The 23385-nt window shown below is 39.5% G+C and carries 20 protein-coding genes and 1 riboswitch; of the genes, 1 reads left to right on the top strand and 19 read right to left on the bottom strand.

Annotation, left to right across the window (positions count from 1 at the left end):
* Nucleotides 1-4 precede the first annotated feature (4 nt).
* From ACN6MW_RS22110 to ACN6MW_RS22055, 12 genes are all read right to left on the bottom strand, one after another.
* Nucleotides 5-166 carry an anti-repressor SinI family protein gene (locus ACN6MW_RS22110; RefSeq protein ID WP_364143556.1) on the bottom strand — a complete coding sequence of 54 codons (162 nt, stop codon included), beginning with the start codon at nt 164-166 and terminating at the stop codon, nt 5-7.
* Between the two features lie 17 nt (nt 167-183).
* A riboswitch (cyclic di-GMP riboswitch) is annotated at nt 184-265 on the bottom strand.
* A 173-nt stretch (nt 266-438) separates the two neighbouring features.
* The gene (gene galE, locus ACN6MW_RS22105) at nt 439-1506 is read right to left on the bottom strand and encodes a UDP-glucose 4-epimerase GalE (RefSeq protein WP_419872090.1); all 1068 of its coding nucleotides are present in this window, start codon (nt 1504-1506) and stop codon (nt 439-441) included.
* 140 nt (nt 1507-1646) lie between these two features.
* Nucleotides 1647-3953, bottom strand: coding sequence for a right-handed parallel beta-helix repeat-containing protein (locus ACN6MW_RS22100; protein ID WP_419872089.1), 2307 nt, complete (start codon nt 3951-3953; stop codon nt 1647-1649).
* Nucleotides 3954-4003: 50 nt separating this feature from the next.
* Complete coding sequence (locus ACN6MW_RS22095; protein ID WP_419872088.1) at nt 4004-5584, bottom strand: lipopolysaccharide biosynthesis protein; 1581 nt, start codon at nt 5582-5584, stop codon at nt 4004-4006.
* Between the two features lie 1062 nt (nt 5585-6646).
* Nucleotides 6647-7828, bottom strand: a complete 1182-nt coding sequence (locus tag ACN6MW_RS22090) for a glycosyltransferase (protein ID WP_419872087.1) — start codon at nt 7826-7828, stop codon at nt 6647-6649.
* Between the two features lie 11 nt (nt 7829-7839).
* Nucleotides 7840-9033 (bottom strand): glycosyltransferase, encoded by a 1194-nt coding sequence (locus ACN6MW_RS22085; protein ID WP_419872086.1) that lies wholly within the window; start codon nt 9031-9033, stop codon nt 7840-7842.
* Between the two features lie 7 nt (nt 9034-9040).
* Nucleotides 9041-10198, bottom strand: a complete 1158-nt coding sequence (locus ACN6MW_RS22080; protein WP_419872085.1) for a polysaccharide pyruvyl transferase family protein — start codon at nt 10196-10198, stop codon at nt 9041-9043.
* A gap of 31 nt (nt 10199-10229) precedes the next feature.
* On the bottom strand, nt 10230-11393 hold the full coding sequence (locus ACN6MW_RS22075; RefSeq protein ID WP_419872084.1) for an acyltransferase family protein: 1164 nt from the start codon (nt 11391-11393) through the stop codon (nt 10230-10232).
* Between the two features lie 73 nt (nt 11394-11466).
* The gene (locus ACN6MW_RS22070) at nt 11467-12468 is read right to left on the bottom strand and encodes a glycosyltransferase (RefSeq protein WP_419876416.1); all 1002 of its coding nucleotides are present in this window, start codon (nt 12466-12468) and stop codon (nt 11467-11469) included.
* A 59-nt stretch (nt 12469-12527) separates the two neighbouring features.
* On the bottom strand, nt 12528-13727 hold the full coding sequence (locus ACN6MW_RS22065; protein ID WP_419872083.1) for a glycosyltransferase: 1200 nt from the start codon (nt 13725-13727) through the stop codon (nt 12528-12530).
* Nucleotides 13724-14374 carry an acyltransferase gene (locus ACN6MW_RS22060; RefSeq protein ID WP_419872082.1) on the bottom strand — a complete coding sequence of 217 codons (651 nt, stop codon included), beginning with the start codon at nt 14372-14374 and terminating at the stop codon, nt 13724-13726. The genes ACN6MW_RS22065 and ACN6MW_RS22060 overlap by 4 nt, the downstream gene beginning before the upstream one ends.
* 26 nt (nt 14375-14400) lie before the next feature.
* Nucleotides 14401-15612 (bottom strand): nucleotidyltransferase family protein, encoded by a 1212-nt coding sequence (locus ACN6MW_RS22055; RefSeq protein WP_419872081.1) that lies wholly within the window; start codon nt 15610-15612, stop codon nt 14401-14403.
* Between the two features lie 207 nt (nt 15613-15819).
* Between ACN6MW_RS22055 and ACN6MW_RS22050 the strand changes: the two genes are divergently transcribed.
* A complete protein-coding gene (locus ACN6MW_RS22050) occupies nt 15820-16476 on the top strand; it encodes an acetyltransferase (RefSeq protein ID WP_419872080.1) in 657 nt (218 codons plus the stop codon).
* A gap of 8 nt (nt 16477-16484) precedes the next feature.
* Here ACN6MW_RS22050 and ACN6MW_RS22045 read toward each other — a convergent pair whose 3' ends face one another.
* Genes ACN6MW_RS22045 through ACN6MW_RS22015 form a run of 7 tightly spaced genes read right to left on the bottom strand, consistent with a single transcriptional unit; the run spans nt 16485 to nt 23370 of the window.
* Nucleotides 16485-17687 carry an aminotransferase class I/II-fold pyridoxal phosphate-dependent enzyme gene (locus tag ACN6MW_RS22045; protein ID WP_419872079.1) on the bottom strand — a complete coding sequence of 401 codons (1203 nt, stop codon included), beginning with the start codon at nt 17685-17687 and terminating at the stop codon, nt 16485-16487.
* Nucleotides 17688-17732: 45 nt separating this feature from the next.
* Nucleotides 17733-18338, bottom strand: a complete 606-nt coding sequence (locus tag ACN6MW_RS22040; protein WP_419876415.1) for a sugar transferase — start codon at nt 18336-18338, stop codon at nt 17733-17735.
* 38 nt (nt 18339-18376) lie between these two features.
* On the bottom strand, nt 18377-19117 hold the full coding sequence (locus ACN6MW_RS22035) for a glycosyltransferase family 32 protein (RefSeq protein WP_419872078.1): 741 nt from the start codon (nt 19115-19117) through the stop codon (nt 18377-18379).
* A gap of 13 nt (nt 19118-19130) precedes the next feature.
* On the bottom strand, nt 19131-20204 hold the full coding sequence (locus tag ACN6MW_RS22030) for an EpsG family protein (protein ID WP_419872077.1): 1074 nt from the start codon (nt 20202-20204) through the stop codon (nt 19131-19133).
* On the bottom strand, nt 20185-21108 hold the full coding sequence (locus tag ACN6MW_RS22025) for a glycosyltransferase family 2 protein (protein WP_419872076.1): 924 nt from the start codon (nt 21106-21108) through the stop codon (nt 20185-20187). Before ACN6MW_RS22025 ends, ACN6MW_RS22030 begins: the two co-directional genes overlap by 20 nt.
* The gene (locus ACN6MW_RS22020; RefSeq protein ID WP_419872075.1) at nt 21074-22219 is read right to left on the bottom strand and encodes a glycosyltransferase family 1 protein; all 1146 of its coding nucleotides are present in this window, start codon (nt 22217-22219) and stop codon (nt 21074-21076) included. The genes ACN6MW_RS22025 and ACN6MW_RS22020 overlap by 35 nt, the downstream gene beginning before the upstream one ends.
* On the bottom strand, nt 22204-23370 hold the full coding sequence (locus ACN6MW_RS22015; protein WP_419872074.1) for a glycosyltransferase family 4 protein: 1167 nt from the start codon (nt 23368-23370) through the stop codon (nt 22204-22206). Before ACN6MW_RS22015 ends, ACN6MW_RS22020 begins: the two co-directional genes overlap by 16 nt.
* Nucleotides 23371-23385: the final 15 nt, after the last annotated feature.

The following is a 23385-nucleotide window of genomic DNA, read 5'->3' as shown; positions in this document are numbered from 1 at the left end:
ACTTTTATACGGCAGTTTCTTGAATATCGTCTTTTTTGCTTTCCTCAAGACATAGCAATACCTTACGCACGTCTTCCTTGCTGAACCCCAAAGAACGTGCATTCATGATTAATGCTACCCACTCCATATCCAAGTCCTGATTGTCCTCTGATTTAACAAGTACCATATCCCATGTCCCCCATTCATTTTGGGACGGTTGCACCACTGACTCCATGCGTTTAAGGTGCCCAGATACTAAACGCATTTCAACGTCTCCCTATGCTTGTCACTCGCTTATATGTATTATAGACCACCAAAATTGCGCATGCTGTCGCTTCATGTCTTACAAATTTGATAGATAATTACATTTTTTGTCGAAAGACTTTAAGCAATAATGGAATGGAATCAATGAACCAGGACCGTTTAGGGCTGAGTAACTACGTTTGAAATACCGATTTATTATTGCGCGGCTTTTATGTAACCAGCTGATTCACGTTCCGATACGGAAAACTCATCTTCTCCGTAGCCGTTAGGATTTGAATACTGCCAGCGCCAGGAATCCTCGCACATTTCTTCAATACCATACGTCGCGGTCCAGTTCAGCTCCTCATTTGCCTTCACTGTATCCGCGTAACAGATCGCAATATCGCCGGGTCTGCGCTCAATGAGCGCATACGGGATTCTTCTGCCGGATACCTTCTCGAACGCCGCAATCATCTCCAGCACGCTGTAGCCGCGTCCTGTTCCGAGGTTAAATATATCTACGCCTGATTTAATCATAATTTTCTCTAACGCCTTCAGATGTCCTCTGGCGAGATCCACAACGTGGATATAATCCCTCACGCCTGTACCGTCTGCGGTTTCGTAGTCGCTTCCAAATACATTAACCTGCTTGAGCTTTCCGACAGCTACTTGGGATATGTATGGCATAAGATTATTTGGAATTCCATTCGGGTTTTCACCGATTTTGCCGCTTTTATGGGCGCCAATCGGATTAAAATAACGTAAGATCGAAATTCCCCACTGCTCGCTTGACTCCGCTAAATCTTGTAGTATCTGCTCGAGCATAAGCTTCGTTCTGCCATAGGGATTGGTTGCGCTTAATGGGAAGCCCTCTGATATCGGAACCTGCTCCGGCAGTCCGTATACGGTTGCTGACGAACTGAATACAAGCTTATGCACATCATGCTGCTTCATTACCTCGCACAATACTAATGTGCTTGTTATGTTCGTATGGTAATAGGACAACGGGAATCGAACGGATTCGCCAACCGCCTTCAAGCCTGCGAAATGAATCACGGCCTCGATGGAATGGTTGCTGAAGACCTCTTCCAGACCGCTGCGGTCCATAATGTCCATGTGGTAAAACGTAAATGGTTTGTTTGTGATTTCTTCTACTCTATCCAAAGAAATACGGCTGCTATTGGACAAATTATCTACGATAACAACCTCGTAACCCGCTTCCAAAAGCTCGACGCAAGTATGGCTTCCAATGTAACCCGCACCGCCGGTAACTAAAATTGCCATTCCATCACTCCTTATTAATCTCTCTAATTGAAGCAAGTTTATACCATTTTTATGATCATTATATCAAAAAAAATCCCTGAAGCGTGAAATATCTCCAGGGAAGTTTATTTTGTTTTTATAAACCGCGGCATTTTATTTCATTATGCGCTGCCTAGATCGGTATTATCTACCAGCCTGACGTAAGGAGCAGTACCGGCAACCGTAACCCCTTTGAAAACAGACTTCGCTATGGTCACGGATTGATTTTGGCGCAGCCAGTGGAAATTGATATTGCTATTTTCAAAATAAGATTGCATAATATAGGCTTTTTTCATGTTATCAAACTTACCAATTGATGATTTGAGAAATGTACAACTGGTAATGGTTGCATTTCCATTTAAAAATAGACCTAAGTTTTGTAACAAACAATGACGCATTATTACCTGCCTTGTGTACTTAGTTTCGTCTGAACCTAGCTGTATATCAGTACCACCCGCCAAAACACTTTTAGCCCTCTGAAAATTGCTATTGCTGATATCACAGCCCTCAAATCTAGCAGAACCTTCAGTCAGATGCAACCCCTTTATAGCAGTAGGCCGACCTACATAATCCTGCGGAACCATAAATGCTACATCATAGTTTTTCACAGTGACATTTTCAATTACTGCACCGGTTGTTAACAAATTTACATTAGGAGTTAAATTGTTATTTGGTCGCCAATCACGCTCTATAGTAACATTAGAGATATAACATCTCCCATAGTTATGCCTTCCTACATGAAATCCTGTCTGTCCCACATCATTTAATATGACTGGAGTTCCACCAATTGTTTCTGACAACTGAAAAGATGTAGATGTCACATTAATTGTATAATATAGCTTATCAACTGATATACCATTTGGAACTTTTCCAACCCATTGTTCAAAGGAAACCGGCGTATCATTTCTCATTCCATGTGCAGTTGAATAAGAGAAAGTACTAGTAGCTAATGTAACACTCGGCTTGCCGATATACCCGTAAAAGCTAGATCCATACAACATTCCATCTTTAATTGTACAATTTTGAACTACCGCGCCTCTTACTTCCAACATTTTAAGATTCCCATTACGAAATACAGCACCGTTTACATAATTATCACCTTGAACCCAAAGCTCACAGCCAATAAACGTGTTGTTAATATACTTAACATATTGAAAGTTAGGATTTGAGCTTATTCCGCCAATATTGTATCCCTCAAACGTATTATTTTCGAGAACTAAATGCGTCCCATCTGCATTAACAAAGTGACCTCGAGCATTATTGTAAATGTGATTATCAAAAATATGAATGCGATAATTAAGCTCGAACCCATTTGGACGCGAAGCAGTTTTAATAGGAATATTTGTCTCGCCATACATTGACTCAATATCTATACCGAACATAGGTGCTGTACCATTTCTGAAGTTAGTGGTAACTCCATCGTCGTCGTATCCAATGCTGTGAATTACATTTCTATAAATATGGGTATCATTTGATCCGCAAATTGAAATCCCTTGCCTGCGGCAATGATGAATTTTGCAATCATAAATCTTAATATGCTGTCCCATATCTTCTTGAGTATATAAAGTGGGATCAAAATGATATTTTTTCCATGAAGTAAAGACTCCATCCCCTGTACAATCAGATATTTCTATGTTTGAAATATCAATATTATTTGAACCATATAAAGTAATCCCGTGACCTGCTTCATGAGTAGAATACATATTGTCAACTTTTGCGTTTAAATCTGTTATTTGTTGGTCTGTGAGTTGTTCTTTCAGAGGTATAGCAAATATCATTTTATTATTTCGTTCAACTCCGCCTTCATTTGCACGCAGCCAGCCGTTACCTCCTGAAGTCGCTTTTGCAAATGGAATGTTACTGCGTGAACCTGCAAAATTTTCTTTTGATACTGCGTCTTTGTATTGGTAGTATTGATAATCAGGAGAAGTAATGCCTTTAATGTTCCATAACCGAAAATTAGCAAGCAATCCTGGATGTTGGTTACGATTTAGAACCTCGCTGCGAATCCAATTCGAGTCATCGTTCAAGGATCCATCAGGATTAACTCCCCCTCTTTCAAATTTCACAGAAATCTCATAGATATGTTCTTTCTTATCTCCTATAATTTTTCCACCAAATAGTTTCGCTTGGTGGATACCTCTTAAATCAAAAATAGAATAATTAGGTGATGAATTAGTTTCAAGTCGTATGATGCAATTTTCTTCCATCTCAAAATGCATACCGCTCAAAAGCTTTATTGCCACTAATGAATTGGCATCAATTTTCACTGAATAAAAGCCATTGGGTAATAATATATGATTATAACCCTGATCTTTAGCCCATTTGATCGCATTATTAATACCTTCTGTCGTTTCACTGGAATTAGAGTTAATATTACTAATTTTAAAACGGCTAAGTTCGATGCGATAGGATAAAGTCTGCTCCATAACCTTCACCTCTGTTTTACTTTTAAGGTATTCGGCTTGTCACAGTTACGTTACTTATTTCCGCCAATCTCCAAGTTACGGTTACGATTAAATAGCTTTTGAGTTATTAATTGCAAACGAGGAAATTTATTTGTAATGCCTATTACAATCCCAAGTAAATATTTATATTCCTCCGTTTTATGAAAAATGAGTATGTATGTGAGATTTACTATTAATAAGCAAACTACAGCTTTAAGAAATAGCCATCCAAAATTCGATGATGGAATTACACTATTCGCTAGATATGTGATTAAATAGGTTGCAATTCCAATCCCTGTGTATAACCCGTAACGTTGATAATAGAGTCGGAGCGGTTGATGGAATACTTTTTTATAAACGAGATATGGAGTCGTCCAAAACAATACCAGCAATGCACTTATTATAGTCCCTATGAAAACACCTGTTATTCCAATATAATGGACAAGTATTAATGATATTCCTAAACTTAACGTTCCTTGAATTAACGGAGCGAAGCGATCTTCATGAAAGATACCAGCAGTCACTTTTACCATACTTATCGAATTGCGCATACCTCTTTCGTAAAAAGCGATAATAACAACCACTAAAGTAAACTGTCCCATTAAAAACTCTGAACCGACCCATAGTTCAATTAATGGACTAATTAACAAATTTAACGATATAGCAATTAATGAGTACAACCAAAAGTTAAGCAGCATAGTAACTTTATAAATGTGATAAATCTGCTCAGCATTTTCCTTTGCTATTAAATTACCTACACTATGATACATATTTGAAAAAACTTGATTTACAAATGTACGGCAAATATCTATCAACATTTTGTAATTAGAGTAAATACCTACAGCTACGACACTAACAAGTGCAGAAATTAAAATACTCTCAACACCGAAAATAAGATAATTCCCCATGTTTTGAAGCAGAATTGCTTTCATATTCTTAATAAATTTTTGTTTTGTTTCTTGATCTAGCTTTTCTACTATTTTTTGTTTTAAAAAAGGAAACATTCGATCCACAATTCCAGCTAAAATAATGGAAGTGGTTATAGCGATTGCACTTTCTACTACAAGATATAATATGTAGTTTTCCGTATAGTACAATATTGCAATTTTAATTAAAGTAGAAATAATTGTAGATACTGAAAATACAGCAGTAACAATATAATTTTTCTGATTTACATTTAAATATGAATGTTTATAAACAAATAAATATGGTACCGCAGTGTTAAATAAAAAAACGAGATAAATTAAAGTAATATTTTCTACGTTAGTGTCCTTGATGAATAAGCCCAAAAACGGTAGTAAAGCTAACCCTAGTGTCATGACAACTGCTGCAATGATTAGATATGCTTTACGATAAAGGTTCATTAATGCCATAATTTTGGGCTGATCGTTATCAGCAATAGGCTTATATAAATTATAGACAATACTAGCCCCAATACCTGCCTCCGCCAGAGAAAGCATAGCTAATATACTAGTAAATAATGCGTTTACACCTAAGTATTCAAGACCTAGACTGTTAATAAAAATCGTTCTTGAGGCGAAACTTAATATTGTTATAATCAGTTGATTTCCTAAACCCGCTGTGATATTTAGTAAAGAGTTTTTCACTCTCATTTTGGTCTCCTATCCTTCTATATATTCCTCTACTCAAAATTTTTGCATAAATCATTCTCATACAAAAGCCTAGTCTGAGAAGCTTGAATCAAGAACCATTCTAATGTAGCTATTGTGTATGAATCAATCAGCTCTAGATTCTTCTCGAGTAATCGTCAAGTTCCAGATTCCATATTCATTTTGAATTTCAAAACAATTAATAGCGGTTTTTTAATCATTTCTTCTAAATGTTTTTTAAAGCATATACCTGAGGCATCTTAAACCAATATTCAACTAATCCAATGTTGATCCATCCATAGCCTCTTCCCCACTCAGAGAATCCAAATGTATTTTTTCATTAATTTGATATGCATCCTTGGAATATAATTATCATTTTGTATATATATTACTTTTCAAATTCTTTGACCTGTTATCGCTAACTCTGCATATTCTTCATTTGGGCACATTATTCCATATACTACTAAAAAGGGGCAAAGGAAACCGATCATATCTACCATAACGATAGTCCTCCATCGTCTTCCTGTATTGGATTCATTCGTCTGTTCTCAGTTGGGCTTTATTAGTTCCAGGTAAAATCATAAAATTACATATAATATTCAACAATAATAAAATCAAGCTTCATTACAGCGTAGCTAAGAATTGCTTCATCTTTATATTTAGGCTTATTTTTCAATATGCCGTTGCTATCAAAATTGCTGTACAAATATGAACGGATTTCATCCATTAATTTTTGATTTTTTTCGTTTCTAATTAACTCCATTAGTCTTAGAAATAAAGCTGCTTGCTGCCAACACTGAATAATGTTTCTCGTGTAGCATCCTTATATCATATCGAATGCTATTATACGCGTGTTATCTGTCACTTTTATCATAGGAGCTAGCTTCAGCTATTTCATCCCAGTGAAAGTAATTTACACATTTTAGAATTTCGAATCATTGTGTCTACCTATATGTATTCTTTCAGAGCCAACCTAGATACACTGGCATAAAATCAGTTTGCAGCGTGATAAAAGCTATACAAAAAAAGTGTTAATAATCTGAAGGATGACGACCCACTCCTAAGCTAACTAATCCATTGATATAACTTATTAATCTCTTCTTCATTTCCTAGTTCTTCCTTCGTTAGATTGTTCACTAAATATTGTCTCAATTCAGAATTATCTATTAGTCTTTTAATGCCATTATAAATTGACTCCGCATCCTGCTCTACAATTAATCCATTTTCCTCGTTACGCAACTGCTCGTAAATAACATTAAAATTAGTAGAAACAATAGGTTTATTTAATATCTTCGCTTCAGTAATCGTTAAACAACGTCCTTCCGATAAAGATGTTTGTACGTATAAGTCACACTGTTTCATATACGGATATGGATTTTCTTTTTGACCAGTTAAAATAAGCGCATGCTCGATTTGTTTTTCTGCAATTAATTGCTCTAACTTTTCTCGTTCCTGACCATCACCAACAATAAACCATTTAATATCATAACCCTCTTTTATTAATTTTTCACAAGCACCTATTGCTAATGAAAAACCTTTTAAATACATTAACCGGCCAACTGAAGTAATTGTTATTAAATTTTTATTAATAATTATATCCTCCTCAGCCATCTCTCTGACTGTAACAGGAGATATAATATTGTACATAAGCTCGATTTTATGCTTTAATTCGGGAAAATTTCTTCTCAATACACTTACACATTCTTCAGACACAGTAACTATATGATCTAACTTTGGAAAATAACGTTCGTCTATCAATGGATCCATGCCTAGCTTTTCATAGTCGCTATGGATATAACCCAGTTTTTTTCTGGCTTTTACCTTATCAATTACAAAATAAATTGGGTTTTTCTCCAAATAGCCAATCGCAGCATCATATTCCGTATCTAACATTGGTAGTGCTTTAGAAATATACTTCCAGGCTCGTTGTTCTGAAATCGCTCCATTCTTCCCTATCTTAAATTGTAAGCCTGCTCTAAGTCTTGCATATATCAATGAGAACTTTTTCTTCTTGATGAATTTAACAATTGCTGTCTTCATTGACATCTCAAAATATGGGTATGCTTCAGGAGCAATTAATACTTTTACTTCTTTAGGCACTTTATTCATGAACATTCCCTCATGTTTAAATAAAAACAAATCCACGTCATGAGAGGAATAGTCAATTGTTTGTAACAATGAAATTAAAGACTTTTCCGCACCCCCACAGTTTAAATTATTCATAACAAATAGAAGTTTTTTCTTCACGTTATTTCCACCTAACACAATAGTTTATATAGCTTATTAATTTCTTCTTCCGTTCCTAGATGCAAACAAGAGAGATGATCTTTCATTTTTCGCGAAAAATCTGCATTTTGTATCAGCTTACCAATACCTGCAGCTACCGAATCCGCATTCATTTCTACAATTAATCCCTCTACCCCATCAACAATTTGATCCCTTGCCGTACTAAAATTTGTTACCACTATTGGCTTACTTAAGATCTTAGCCTCATCTATCGCGATTGCTTTTCCTTCATATCTAGAAGTCTGTGCATAAATATCAGCTTGCTTTAAATAGGGATACGGATTGGTCATAAGTCCTAATAAAATAAAATGTTGATCAAGTCCTTCTTGCTTAATTATCGTAGTCAATCTATCTCTTTCATCGCCTTCGCCAATGACATTCCAACGAATGTTATACCCAAGCTGGAGTAATTTTTTACAAGCCATTATGGCCAGCTCAAAACCTTTTTGCGTGTGCAGCCTTCCTATAGAGAGAATAATAATTTCATCTCCATTGCGATGGTAAACATCTGTGGTTACTTCATTTGCCAATTTATGTATAATTCCTGGAGAAACAATGTTATAAATTACTTTCACCTTTTTCTCTTGATTAGGAAATCTGTTTACTAAGACGTTTGCACATTCATCCGAAACGGTGATAATGTTATCAAGATTTTCAAAATAATTTAAATCAAAATTCGGATCCATCTCCAGTTTATCGTAATCATTGTGCACCCAACCTATCTTCTTTGTTGCATTCACTTTATCCACACAGAAATATATTGATGTCTTTTCCAAAAAACCAATAGCAGCATCATATTGAGAATCGATAATATTCATTGCATTAGCGACATGTTTCCAACTGTTTTGTTCTCTTATTCCAATACTTGAGTCCATTCTATTTTGTAAGCTAAACATAAATCTGTTGTATGCTAAATTGATCTTTCCCTTTGCAATAAATTTAGAAACGGAAAGCCAAAGAGGCAGAGCAAATTGTCTATAGTTATTCGGAAGTGGTAATACTCGAACATTGGCAGGCAAAAGGCCCATAAAAATTCCTTCGTGGCTCAGTAAAAATAAATCAACATCATACTTAGTATAGTCAATATGGGAGAGCAGATTAATCAGGCTCCGCTCCCCTCCTCCAGCTGATAAACCTGGTATGATAAACAATAGTTTCTTTTTCATATCCACCTCATGATAGCTCTCTTAAATATTCAACTGCTTTATAAGACATTTGTTTTATTGTCGGAATAGTTTGTTTCAGTTTTTGCTTGATGGCTTCTTCATCTTGAATCATTTCATTAAAACGATTAATTAGTTTGCTTTTATCTGAAATCTCATTAATGTTAAGCACTAACTTTTCTTCATTGAAAATATCCTTGGCTATTCCTTTAGATTTCACGCTGTAACCCAATACCATTGTAGGAACGCAGTTCGAATAAGCAGCGATTGTAGCATGTGTTCTCGCTCCGATGAAAAATCTCATCCTAGCAATATATCCTTTATATTGAATAGCAGTTAAGTCATCAGGCAATAAAATCACTCTTCCAGTTGCTTTTAATTCTTCATGGAAACTCTTCAAAACTTCATAGTCGTTATTTCCTTGATATATCACATGTGGCGTAAGAGCTATAGTCATATCCGTAGTCTTCAATATATGATCAATAAGCTTCCTAACTGCTTCTTTTGAATACTTGTTTCTCTCCCATACAAGAGGACTAAAATTAATACCTAATGTGTTACCTATCTGCCATCCTACGGGAAGTTGAAGTTCCTCCTGCTCCATCGTAAATGCCGGATCAGCACATAATTTTACATTCCTCAATCCCTTTTCTAATAGCATATTGTAAGTTAACGACTCTCTTGCAATAATTAAATCGAATAATTTCAAATCATTCAGTTTTCTATCCGACATGTCTTCTTCACCAATCGAGCATCCCCACAAAACCAGCTTCTTACCCTGAGTCTTTACTCTTCGATCAATTTCATACCAATTCGGTTGTTCACCATAACAATAGTTGTCTCCGCCAATTGATAAACAAACATCCACATCTTTAATACGACTTATTATATTTTGTTCAATAATGCCCAAAGCATATGTCTCGTTTTGAAGTAACTTAAACTGAAGCGAAGAAAGTAACCAATCTAAAGAATATTTTTTAATATGAGATTTCGAACCATCATAAATGCCGTCAAGTGATGTAATGATGTTATCTGTATGCGGTTTTTCAGAAGCAAGGTAAACCTTTGCCCCTGTGATTTTTTCTTTTATTATTTTTGTAGACGAACGAACAATTGCTTCGCACCCCCGGTTTAAGCTTCCTCCATGCGCAAACATCATAATTTTCATATTGAACTTCCTCCATCTATATATTTTTTTCCTATCCAGCCTTTTTAATAATTTTTGTGACCACTGACTCTTTATTCTTCATTTTAAATGTAAGTTTTTTACCAAGATGAATTGAGGGTAATTCTATCCATCTGTAAGTAAGAGCAGCAACAGGTAGCGAGAGTAAGGGCGCTAGTGAAACAGATATTGAAACGGGAATAAGTTTGCTTAAATAAATACTAGAAATCATAATAATAGGAATGTGAACCAAACAAAGACTATAAGAAATTTTACCAAGCCATATTAGCGGTCTTTTAGTTAACCCTCGACCAAGTCTCGGAACCGCAAGTACCAAACTAAACAACAGTACTATGCCTAAAGAAGGTATAAAGTCTCGAATTAGGTAATACCCTGAAAAATTAAAATTATCGATATTATAAATTTCATAAAGCCATTTATAATTAATTAGCAATATAGACAAAAGTAGTACGATTGTTAAAGTAGTTGTATTAAACTTCCGTATTCTCGTGCAAATTATGTGTCTATATTTTGCAAGGAAAGCACCAATAATAAAGAAACATGTATAGTACAGCGTGTCACTAAATTCATACAATAATAATTGTATGTATTTATTATCAAGCAAAGCTATTAGTACTCTAAAAAAAATCCAAACTCCTCCGATCGAGCCAATGGATATAACCATTGCCCTCTTCCAGTTATATTTAATTATTGGGTAGATCAGTAATGGAAAAAATAATGATATGCGCATTTCATGAAAGAGTGTCCATATCACTCCATTAACATTAGTCATGTCATAGCTGATCATCAGAACATAAGAAATCAAGGCTTGTAATGTCACCGGGTGATCCCATCTGCTATTATAAATAGGACTTAACCAGTCTATATCCTCATATGTAGCGAATAACTTAACAAGAATAACTGAGACAAATACAATTACAATAAACGGTAAATAAATCCTGCAAAATCTTTTTATTATATAATTCAAATATGACGGTGCAATTTTCTTAAGAAATGGAAGAGATAAGACGAAGCCACTCAAGATGAAAAATAACAACACAGCGGGCAATCCAGCAAAGAAAGTATGCAACGGTGTGATAAATAATAATTTCCAATACACGTTTGGATAATCTTGTTGATAATTCGCATTATGAAACACATTGGATATTAATAAACAATGGAATATTACGACTATCATTGATGAAATTCCTCAAAGAGAATCAAGTGATTCAATACGCTCTTTTTCCACTGCGCTTCTCCTTACTTTAACTTTAAGAATTTCTAAGCCTACTGTAAGTTACAGCTAATAGTAGCCCAAATGTGAATCTTGATTTGACCATGCTTACTATGTAACTCTCATACCGTCCTATCGATCCGCTCATTTCTTTCCGATAATCAGGTATTGCTGCTCTTACATACTTATTAGTTATCATTCGATTTACGTAGTGATATCTGTTCTTAAGGCTCATCTCTTTGTTAGGTTTAAAATAAATATAAATATAAGAAATTACGCTATTAATAAGTCGAATTGATTTTAATCTATTAACATCTTTAACTGACATGATTTCTTTGTAAATATCAGGTGTTGCTGCTAAGTACACTTCTAATGCTTGATTAAAATAATCTTTTTCTCCTATATTACGAGTAGCACTTCCCAACACTTCTCTATAATGATAGCCAGTATAATCCACATACATCATTGTTAAAGCATGACTAAAAAATAATATATTAAACATTCCATCTTCGCCTAGAGCAATCTTTTCCGGAAAATTAATTTGACATTTTATAAGAAGATCGCTTCGATATATTTTACTTACTACAGTGTTTAGATTATCATGTTTGAGAAAATATGGCATGATGACATCCATGATAAAAGAACGATTCAGCTGAATATCAGATTGAAAAGGATATTTTGTCAATAGTTTATTGCCCTCAAGCTCACTTTCGAAGTTGGAAATGACGGCATCGCAGTTTTTGTGACTTGCAGCAGTATACAATGTTTGATACATTTCTTTTTCTATGAAGTCATCAGCATCAACGAACCCAACATATTCTCCAGTAAGAATCTTTAATGCCGCATTCCTTGCTGCACTTACTCCCTGATTTGACTGGTTAACAAGTTTAATTCTTTTGTCTTTCTCTTGGTAACCCTCAATAATGATTCGACTTTTATCGATGGATCCATCATTCACAAAAATAAACTCACAATCTCTAAGGGACTGGTTAAGCAGAGACCTGATACATTCATCCAAGTACTCCTCAGCATTGTACACAGGTATAATGACACTGACTTTGCAACCCACAGCTTCTTCACCTCTTTCGCCTGCATAAGCTATACGATAATTTGATAAAGCTTATCCAGCTCATTACTATTGCTGTAATCCTTATCTTGAATATTGTTAATAAGTAATCTTTGAAGCTCCTTGCTCCGATAAACTTGTTCAATTGCGTTGGCAATCCCCTCGGAGCTAAGCTCACAAATAATTCCGTCTACGCCGTGCTCAACCTGACTACCAGCCGTTGGATAATTTGTAACAATAATTGGTTTCCCTAATATTTGTGCCTCAGTAACCGTTACCGCTTTCCCCTCATATCTGGAAGGCTGTACGTAAAGATCACAAGATTTTATGTAAGGATACGGATTTGTTTTTTTTCCTAGAAGTACAAAATGACCTTCCAAATTGTATTCAGCAATCAACGATATTAATTCAGCTTCATACCCTCCATAGCCAACGATATACCATTTCATTGCTGTTAGTCCTTTATCATGCAGCTTTCTCAAAGCCTGAATTGCCATATCAAAGCCTTTGACATAAGACAAACGCCCTACCGAAACAATTTGAAATCTCTCCTCCAAAATCGTATCGTTCTCAGGAGGTACCTCTGCCATCTTCTTTATATAAGCAGGTGAAGTAATATTTTCAATTTGTATTATTTTATTTCTGAGCGTTGGATAGATGGATAAAAAGGAAGTCGTGCATGCCTCGGATATGGATGCGATATATTCAAATTTATTCCACACCGTTAAGTCCAGCTTATTATCAATCTCCAGCTTGCTGTAATCAGTATGAATCCAAGCAATCTTACTCTTTGACTTCACCTTATTTGATATAATATCGTGAGGCCAAGCATAGCTAATCGTAAGATCATACTCTTTTGTTAACGGGGGGATAACGTACGAGGTATATTTACTCGCAAGCTGCATCTGGATATAACCCGCGCCTTCACTTAATTTCTGCCTTCTCGCCTTTAATATAGCTACGTTTTTACAGACTAATCTAATCAAAGTCGACATATAATGACCTTCTCTAAGACACTGCCTGACCGACTTACGAAATACACTGTATTTATTTATTTCGGGTAGAACATTAACCTTTTGTGGAATGAGACTCATAAAATCTCCTTGATGACTAAATACTAATAAATCAACATCATATGTTTTGTAATCAAAGCATTCCAGCATATTGATAAGGCTTCTTTCGATTCCGCCAATCTCCATATCATATACAGAAATTAAAATTTGCTTTTTCATATTGATTCCTTTACTTGAAACAGATTATTTATGCTTGATTTTGGTTCTTTAAACCCAACATATTTATTCTCCCGTTTGTTTAAAAATAAAGTGTCAGCTGGGACAATCCCCTTCACTACGCTCCCTGCAGCTATAACCGCGTTATCGCCAATAAAAGTATCTCTTAGAATGACGACATTCGAGCCAATCCATACGTTGCAGCCGATGATGACCTCTCCTTTGAGAAGATGCTCTCCATCCTCAGACTTATAGTTATGATCATGGTCATTAATACACACGTTTGGGGCTATTTTCGACCCTTTTCCAATCGTAATTTTATTTACACAATTAATGTTGCAGTTATCATTAATAAATACTTTTTCTCCTAAAGTTAGCTGACCGTCGAAATCAATTCGTATACTTGCATTTTTACGTATAAACACAAAACTGCCGATCTTCATTCTGGCTTGCTTATTAAACATTTCAATCGTACTGTTCGCCTGAATGGTAAAAATAGATGCATTAATATTTCTGAAATACAGTAGTTTGTAAATCAACCCTCTAAGCCCTCCAAATAATTGGGACCGATTCATAGCAATCGTACTTATTAAACCTCTGCTGCGAATTTGTTTGAGCAACGTTCTAATTATTTTTCTAAATGCGTACATCCCATTCTTCCTCTCGATCGATTAATTTATCTCTCCAGTTCTTTGCCCGCACTCTTTACCGATGCCTTTCTGTATTTTCTCAAAGCCCACAAAAACGGCCTCAACGGAAAATACAAGAAATGCAGTGCTACAGGAAGTGGTAGCGTCACTGCATCTTCGGGATAAGGAAACAAATAGCTGGAAATTAACTGTATCTTCTGAGGAACCGTAAGTAAGGAAATTAGATACTTTCTATGATAGCGACTGATATCTTCAGGTATAGGCAGAGTGTGTAAATTGACCATCCTACCTATATAAAACATTGTATCCTCCGCGAGCCAATGCGCTTTTCTTCCCACAAGTAGTGGCTTCATCTCATCACTCAGCGGGAGTGACAATAACCGAGCAGCTAATATAAGCGCTTGACCTCCTAGATGAGAATATTGATGCTTATGCAGTAACCGAATAAGTTTGGGCCAATCTAATTTTTGATTGACTAACTGCTTGATATCGAGTAACCAACGAAGTCTTGACCAACCGTGTCGGGCTCCATGAGACACCAGAAATAAGAACAAATCTTCTCTTCCAAGAAAAAAAATTGGACGACTAATTAATGAACTTTTACGTTTACGGCTCCAAAGCTGGTTAAAACTCGGTTCCTTGGAAGGGGCTGGATTCAAACGCCAATGAAGTTCGACTTTTATTCCTTTTTCCGGATGCAGAAAGGTCGTATGATGATGTCTCCACTTCCAATCCTTTAATACAGATACAATATATTCATCCTTCTCATATCCAAGAGATAAAAGAAGCTCTTCTGCTTGATCCAAGTCCTTGATCCGAATTAATAGATCAAGATCACAAGATGTACGAAGCGACACATCTCCATACAGATCTGCCGCAATAACCGGTCCTTTCAAAAACAACGAACGTATTCCGTTTTCAGAGAAAGTCTTGGCAAGCTGCTCCATTTCACCACTTAAAGCCAACATTTGTAAAGTATTCCGATAATAGTCTCTATGAAACATCTGTTTTACAAATATAGGGATTTCTGCAGACTTCAGCTCCTGCAGCTTGCGATTAATGGTAGGAAAAACACGATGATGCCTTGCCAGCTCGATAAATCCATCCCAATCCGCTTTTTGTAATAGTTCTTGATAATCGAAGGACTGATCTGCCTCATCGTCTGATGAAAGAAAAGCTAGCATAAGCTTCAGATCATCAGACAATTCTTCCATATGTAGAGTAACATCGTTATTCATGAATATCTCCTTCATACTGATTAGCCAATAACGAACAAAATATTTATTTTGTTCTATAAAACGAACACAAGTACAGATTAACACCATCCCTAATATCTGTCAATCATCATTCCATTTGTAAGCTATTCTTTTAGAAAAAACGGTCGCTATCTGCTAGAATAAAAGAAAGAGATGGAACGGTTTTACAAATAAGGAGGGTTCAATCTTATGCAAAAAATAATTGTATACGGTGCCGGAGGCCATGCAAAGGCCGTTATAGATACGATTGAAAAAGCCGGTATATATCAAATAGAAGGTATTCTTGACGGTTATAAGCCTGTCGGAACTACCTTTTACGGCTATGATATTTTAGGCGATGAGAGCTGGCTATCATCCAATCTTTCGACCGTCAGCAGCGGCATAGCAGCCATTGGCGATAATTGGACCCGAGCAAAAGTCGTCGCGACAATAAAAGAAAAACATCCTCATTTTTCGTTTATCACCGCTATACATCCTACTGCTTCTATTGCTAAGGGAGCTCAAATCGGCCATGGAACAGTCGTTATGGCGGGCTGCGTCATTAATAGCGATACGCTGGTCGGCGACCACTGCGTCATGTATACCCAGTCTTCTGCCGATCATGACTCTAAGCTGGGCGAATTCGTTACATTAGCCCCAAAAGCCTGTACGGGAGGCAACGTTAGCATTGGCGAATATTCCGTCCTATCCTTGGGCGCAAATGTGATTCACGGTAGAACGATCGGCGAGCACGCCGTCATCGGAGCCGGTTCGACCGTGTTAACCGATATCCCTGCTTATACCATCGCTTACGGTACGCCAGCCAGGGCTATACGGGCAAGAGAACGTGGCGAGCGTTACCTTTAGGTAACAGCCTAGGCGGATTGCACGCTCTTTTCCGCCGCTCTCTCGAACACATCGTTTATGCAATCCACAACCCTTACCTGATCGACAATGGTCATGCTCGAACCCGAAGGCAAACAAATTCCGCTGTGGAATAACCTCTCACAAACGGATACGTCACCTGCGTGGGCATAGAAACGAGTGCCTTCAAACAGCGGTTGCAAATGCAATGGCTTCCAAAGCGGGCGGGCTTCAATATTGGCGGCCGCCATCGCATCCAGAAGCTCCGTTATCGTTGTATTCGTTTCGTTCTCATCCATGACTAGCGTCGTCAGCCAGCGATTTGATTTGGTGTGCTGCAGTTCAGGCATGAAGCTGACGCCTCTCCAAGCTGAGAATGCCCGCACGTAATTGTCAAATACCGCTCTTCTAGCCGCAACCCGCTCATCCAATACCTCTAATTGAGCTCTACCCACACCGGCCAAAATATTGCTCATCCGGTAATTAAAGCCCATGCTGCTGTGCTGATAATGCGGAGCCGCGTCTCTTGCCTGCGTAGCAAGAAAACGCGCTTTGTTTAGAAGCTCCACATCGTCAGAAACGAGCATCCCGCCGCCTGAGGTCGTAATGATCTTGTTCCCATTAAAGGAATAAATTCCGAACTTGCCGAAGGAGCCGCTCTGCTTGCCTTTGTACGTAGAGCCCAGCGATTCAGCAGCATCCTCAACTAAAGGCACCTCATACTGCTCGCATAACGCAACAAGCTCATCCATTTTGGATACCTGGCCATACAAATGCACAACAATGACCGCTTTCGGCAGCTTCCCCTGGCGGTCCGCTTCCTCCAAAGCTCTCTTTAGCGCTATTGGCGACATATTCCACGTTTCCGGCTCGGAATCAATAAAAACAGGCTCCGCGCCGCAGTAACGGATCGGATTGGCACTTGCTACGAAGGTGAAGCTTGAGCAAAATACCGTATCCCCTGCGCCCACTCCCAGCAATTGCAAGGATAGGTGTATGGCGGCGGTACCCGAGCTGACAGCTACCGCATCCGCAGCCCCCGTGTAGGCTGCAATCTGTTTCTCAAAGGCATCTATATTAGGCCCTAGCGGCGCAATCCAGTTGGTTTCAAAAGCTTCGTTAATATAATTGCGCTCCTTCCCGCTCATATGCGGAGGGGATAAATAGATTCGTTTCATCTCATTAGCTGACAATTGCCACACATCCTCTTCCATATAATAAGCCATCCCCCAAGCAGTACAGATGCTTGAAAAATGGCTTTATCCTTCGCTATTGGTCGTCGTTCCTTGGAATACGGGCATCGTCACATGATTGCCATTGGATACCCCTTCGGATTTCAGGACCTTTTTTACGGTCAGCAGCAATATTTTAATATCCAACAGAAAGCTTTGGTTTTCCACATACCAAACATCATGCTCGAACCGCGCTTCCCATGAAACGGCGTTACGGCCGTGAATCTGTGCCCAGCCCGTAATGCCGGGACGGACAAGATGGCGCTTCGCCTGCTGTTCATTATAGAGCGGCAAATATTCCATAAGGAGCGGTCTCGGTCCAATTAAGCTTAACTCGCCTTTGATTACGTTAACGAGCTGCAGAAGCTCATCAAGGCTGAACTTTCGCATTAGGCTTCCGAAAGCGGTCAGTCTCAGATGATCGGGCAGCAGATTGCCCAAACTGTCCTTTTCCGAGGTCATTGTGCGAAATTTATATACGTAAAAAGGAACACCATGCAAGCCTGGACGCTGCTGCTTGAATAATATGGGCGACCCCAGCTTAAAACGGACTAGAATTGCGGTCATTGCGATTACGGGCGAGAGTACAAGCAATAACAAACAGGAAATAATCAAATCGAACATTCTTTTTATCATCCGTATGGGCTCCTGATATACAGTGTGTATTTCACCTAGTTTGACGAAAGCATCCGCCTCATCCTGGAAATCATCTTCGGACCGACGACACGGCTTACGACTTTCTTCACCTCGCCTCTAAAGCGCACATGCGCGGGAAGCCAGGATTGGGCAAAATGATGGATGGTATGGCTGTCATTCGTTATGTAGTTACCGCCGTCAATATAATCGTAGGGACTGAAATAAGTTCTTGGATAAAAGGTTACTCCGTTCCGAAGCACCTGGTATTCACCATTTAGCTTAAGACCGTGCCGACTGCAAATTTCAGTTATCACTGCCGTATTCGTCGTTGTATCCAGCTTTCCGTCAGGCTGCAAAAAGCTTCGCGTATTGTAATTTTCCAGCAGCTCTTTTATCCAAGGATGGCCCTTTGCCGCCCCCATCGTGCCGGATTGTAAAAACTTCTGATCCTCAAAACCCGAAAAGGCTTCATGCTGCAGAAAAATGCTTAACGGCTTAACGACCTCGACATCCGTATCCAAATAAATGCCGCCGTGCTTATGAAGCGCGTATAGACGAACATAATCGCTAACGAAAGCAAATTTCCGGGCTTCATAAGCCTCTTTCACGTAACGGATTGAGGAAATGTCAAAGTTATCCTCATTCCATTCCATCACCTGAAAATCTCCCAAATGCTTCTCCCAGCTTTTCATGCATTTCACGATTTTGCGCGGTTTTTCTCCGCGGCCAAACCAGCAGTAATGCAAGATCCGAGGTATTTGTTCCACTCCGCTCACGCCGCTGCCTCCTTTATGATGGCCATATTAAATATTTGCTTGTATACCGTATATCTAGAGCTACCACACTCTCAAAGTAGAAAAATAATAAATAAAATACCAATATGGCAAAGTAAACTAACTTTTGGTCTTTTTCGCGAAACACTTTCACAATCCATCCGATCAAAATTAATTGATAAAGGTTAAAGTAAATCGTCATGCGCGCAAATATCCAGTTTTGAGTAGAAATGATCATAAGGACAATTCCGATAATCGATAGATTGGCCAATATATCGATTTTCGGAAAAAGTATTCTTAGCTTATCTCTTCCCAGAAAAGCAATGAGCAGCGGGACCGAATACACAAGCACCCGGATGATGCTGGCGCCGCCTTCCTGAAAGTTTTGGTAATGCGCATACTGAGTGTTCTGAATGGCCGAGAAGAGCAAATCAGAAAATTGATTGAAACCCATAACAATTAAAATCGCAACGAATAACAATCCGAACGTAGTACCCGTCCAAGCTTTTCTGCGAACAATAAAATATAGCGGCAGCATGACAAGCGCGCTTTGGTGAAAAACAGAAGCAAATAAAACAATAGGTATATAAATTTTTAATTTTCCATCGAAAAGTGCCTTGGTTGCTGAGAATACGATCGCTGCGGCTAGAAACTGCCGAAGCCCGTTCATCGAAACAACGAATGCACCCGACGTAATGTAAACATACAAGCTGAGCTCATACATTCGCGAATATTTATACATCACGATCGCGATAATCATGTTCGTGGCTAAAGCCGTCGTAATGAGCAAAATTTGCGGATCCTCGCTAATTTGCTTGAGCAGGAGCTGCAATAAACCGAATCCGATATCTTTCTTGTTAAGAATAGAAACCCAGTCGTAGCGATCGACGGAATAAGCATGCATATAAAAAAAAGTATCACCGATATTATTCCGTAAACCTGACACAAGAATCAGTGACGTTGCGGCTGCCGCGGCTAATATTTTGTTCGGCTGAATGGTTGAATGCCCCACGGATGCCGGCACTGAAAAATATCTCGCAATGGTGGCCAATAAAAAAACGACAACGAGGTTAAGCCAAAGGATAGTCATTTGCCGTTCCTTTCGGTGAAAATGCCTTTCGCGTTTTCATCGTAATATAACCAAATAAAAGCAGGCCCGGCACGAATGCAGCGACCGTAAGCGCCTTGGAGGGCACATCTTGCAGCCACTGCCTATTTTGGGACAATAAACTGCTAGATACATAGTGGATTGCCTGACGGTACTTAAACGCCGTCCCGCCAATGGGAAGCCTCATCAGCGACTTGCGATAGAATGCAAAGCCCTGTGGATTTTTACGGTATTGCATCAACATATTTCTTGAAGAGCCGTCCGGTAAATATTCGACATGGCAGAGCACTTCATTTAAGAGCAGCAGCTCATACTGCTGATTTAAATAATGGTATTTATAATCAAGACCTACATATCTCTCTCCGGCGAATAACGGATAAGGGTACAGCTTGGTTAACGCGGTCCGATAAACCAGTTTCTTATCTCCCGTAACGCCATATTTATGATATAAATCAAACAAGGTAGCGCTTGTCAGCCCTTCAGGCAATTCCGAACCGACTATGCTTCCGTCTATGTAAGCATCCAGCCCGACAAACCCGCAAACCTTATCGCTCCGATGCTTGTTCCAGAAGGCAACAATTTGTTCGACAGCGTCATCCGGCATGTAATCATCAGAATCAATACAAACATTCAGTTCTGTTTCCATTTGTTCATAAGCGGTGTTATGCGCACCATGCATACCCTGGTTTTCTTGAAGGACATAAGTGATCGGCACGCGCTCCTCAGTCATCCAATCGGCTACCAGTTCTTTCGTTCCATCGCTTGAACCATCATCGATGATAAGCCACTCAAAGTCCTTGCAGGTTTGACGCTGCAAGCTTTCATAAACTTGATGCAAGCAATAAGCCCGGTTATACGTGGGCGTAAACACGGTTAGTGTCTTCATGTTTCACCTCAAATGGGGTTAAATAATATTCTGCTGCCCTCAGCGCCGTTTGATGGATATCATAGCCTTTGATGGCTAAAATACCGGAGGGAATCTTTCGCGACCGCTGTTTGGCCGCTTCGAGGATTTCCTTAACGCAGCCGGCTTCATTTTTTAATGAGAAGAACTTGACTAAATGTATCCCCATATCCACTTCCGTTGTAATGTGATCGGATATGATGCAAGGCAATCCGGCTGCTTGGGCCTCAACCAGAGTAACCGGCAGTCCTTCGTGATGGGACGGAAAAACAAACACGTCAAATGCTTGGAGCAGACAGCTCACATCGCTTCTAATGCCAAGGAATTTCACCTTAGCGTCGATTCCCAGTTCTTTCGCTTTTTGTTCCATTTCCTGTCGCAGAGGCCCATCCCCGGCGAGCAGCAGCACGCTGCGCGATACCGTTTGCTGCAGTGCATGGAATATGCTGATCAGCTGGGCATGGTTTTTTTGATGGTTAAACCTACCTACATGACCAATGACAAGGCAGTCGTCCGGAATGCCAAGCTCCTGCCGCATTCTGGCTCGTGTTTCTGCTGAAAAAGCAAACTGCTCGCAAGCAATGCCGTTCTGTAAAATAAGCGCTGACTTCTCCCTCCCGGGAAACATCCACCGCGCCGCTTCGGTTGAGCAAGCGACGTTATGCGTCGCAGCCGAACGCACATGCGTCCCGGCGTACCATTTGTATAGGCGTGCAGCGAGGCCGCCTTCGCTTCTCGTATTGTGACTGTGCGCAATACGAACGGGAATGCTTGCCCTTTTTGCCGCCCGCAGGACAAAGCCGCTCATTTTATCCATGTGGGAATGAACAACCTTGTAATATGCGTGCATATGGAAAAATTGATCCAATGCATGCAAATATTTCGAATGGCCAACATCGGTAATATGGGGGATACGATGAACATTTCCGCCTAGGCTGCGGATCTCCTCGTCGAATACTCCCTCTTTGCAGGTGAGAAAATCGAATTGAATCCTCGTACGGTCGATGTTGCGGTATAAATTCATAAGCAACGTCTCAGCGCCTCCGCGATTCATGTTCGCGACAACATGTAAAATCCTTAAAGGACCGCCCATTGCAATCTCTCCTTTTTATCTGGCTGCGGCTGTTCCATTAACGGCTGATAAATGTCGTTCAACTCCAGCGCTACCTGAGCCAATGCATATTTTTTAACCATTTCCGCGCTTTTCTCGCCCATTTGCAACCGAAGCGTATTCGATCGGCTGAGCTCGAGCAGCCTGTTTGCAAAAGACGTTACCTGATGGGCGTCCAGCACATAACCGTTCTCTCCTTCAATAACCAGCTCCGAATGCCCTCTGTTCTGCGTTGCGACAATCGGCAATCCGCAAGCCATGGCTTCCATAATATTTACCGGAAGCCCTTCGCGAAGACTGGATGCGACAGCGACATCGCACATCGGCAGCAGCTTGTCGATATCCGACCGGTACCCGAGAAAATGGACCATGGTTCCCACGCCAAGCTGCTCAGCCAGCTCTTGGCAAGCTGAGAGCAGCGGGCCTTTTCCTGCGAGGAGCAGCCTTGCGTGAGGCACCTGTTCTTTTATGGCAGCCAAGGCACGGATCAGCAATTGATGGTTTTTATTTTTGTTGAATTCAGCCGCGTAAAATAGGAGAAAATCATCTGTCCGGAAATCAAGCTCCTGCCGTAACCGCCACTTATCGATTTTGGACAAAGGCTTATACCGGATGGTGTTCACGCCAACGCCATGGATATGCGCGATTCGCTTCGCTTTGAAGCGCTTTGAAACCGCCAGCCGGTAATCCTCGTTGTTGATCGTGATCAGACAGTCCGTTTTACGCGAAAGGCTCTTTTCAATCGGATAATAAAGCATCCAGTTCAGAAGCGATGAGCCTTTGCAAAAGTGAAAGCCGTGTGCCGTATAGATCACCTTCGTGCCCTTTTTTCTGGCTTTTTGCGCAGCCAAACGAGCCAAAACGCCGCCCATCGGCGTATGGCAATGAATGATTTTATAATCTTGTTCCCGGATGATCGCTTTCAGCTCGCGGTAAGCTTTCAAATTATTCCGGTGGATCGGTGAGCGCTCAATCGACAAATTAAACTTGCGGTCAACAAAAGGGAGGTCCAGCTCGCCCTTTGCGGCGACATGAACCTCCCAGCCCTGCTGTTTGAACCATTCCAGAACGGGCAAATGAAAAGCCTTGAAATGATAATCAACCGTAGCGCAAAATAATATTTTATTAGGCATGTTTGTACCATCCTA

This window comes from Pristimantibacillus sp. PTI5, from assembly GCF_048572955.1.
Classification (GTDB): domain Bacteria; phylum Bacillota; class Bacilli; order Paenibacillales; family Paenibacillaceae; genus Pristimantibacillus.
This window is presented reverse-complemented; position numbering and strand designations above follow the sequence as displayed.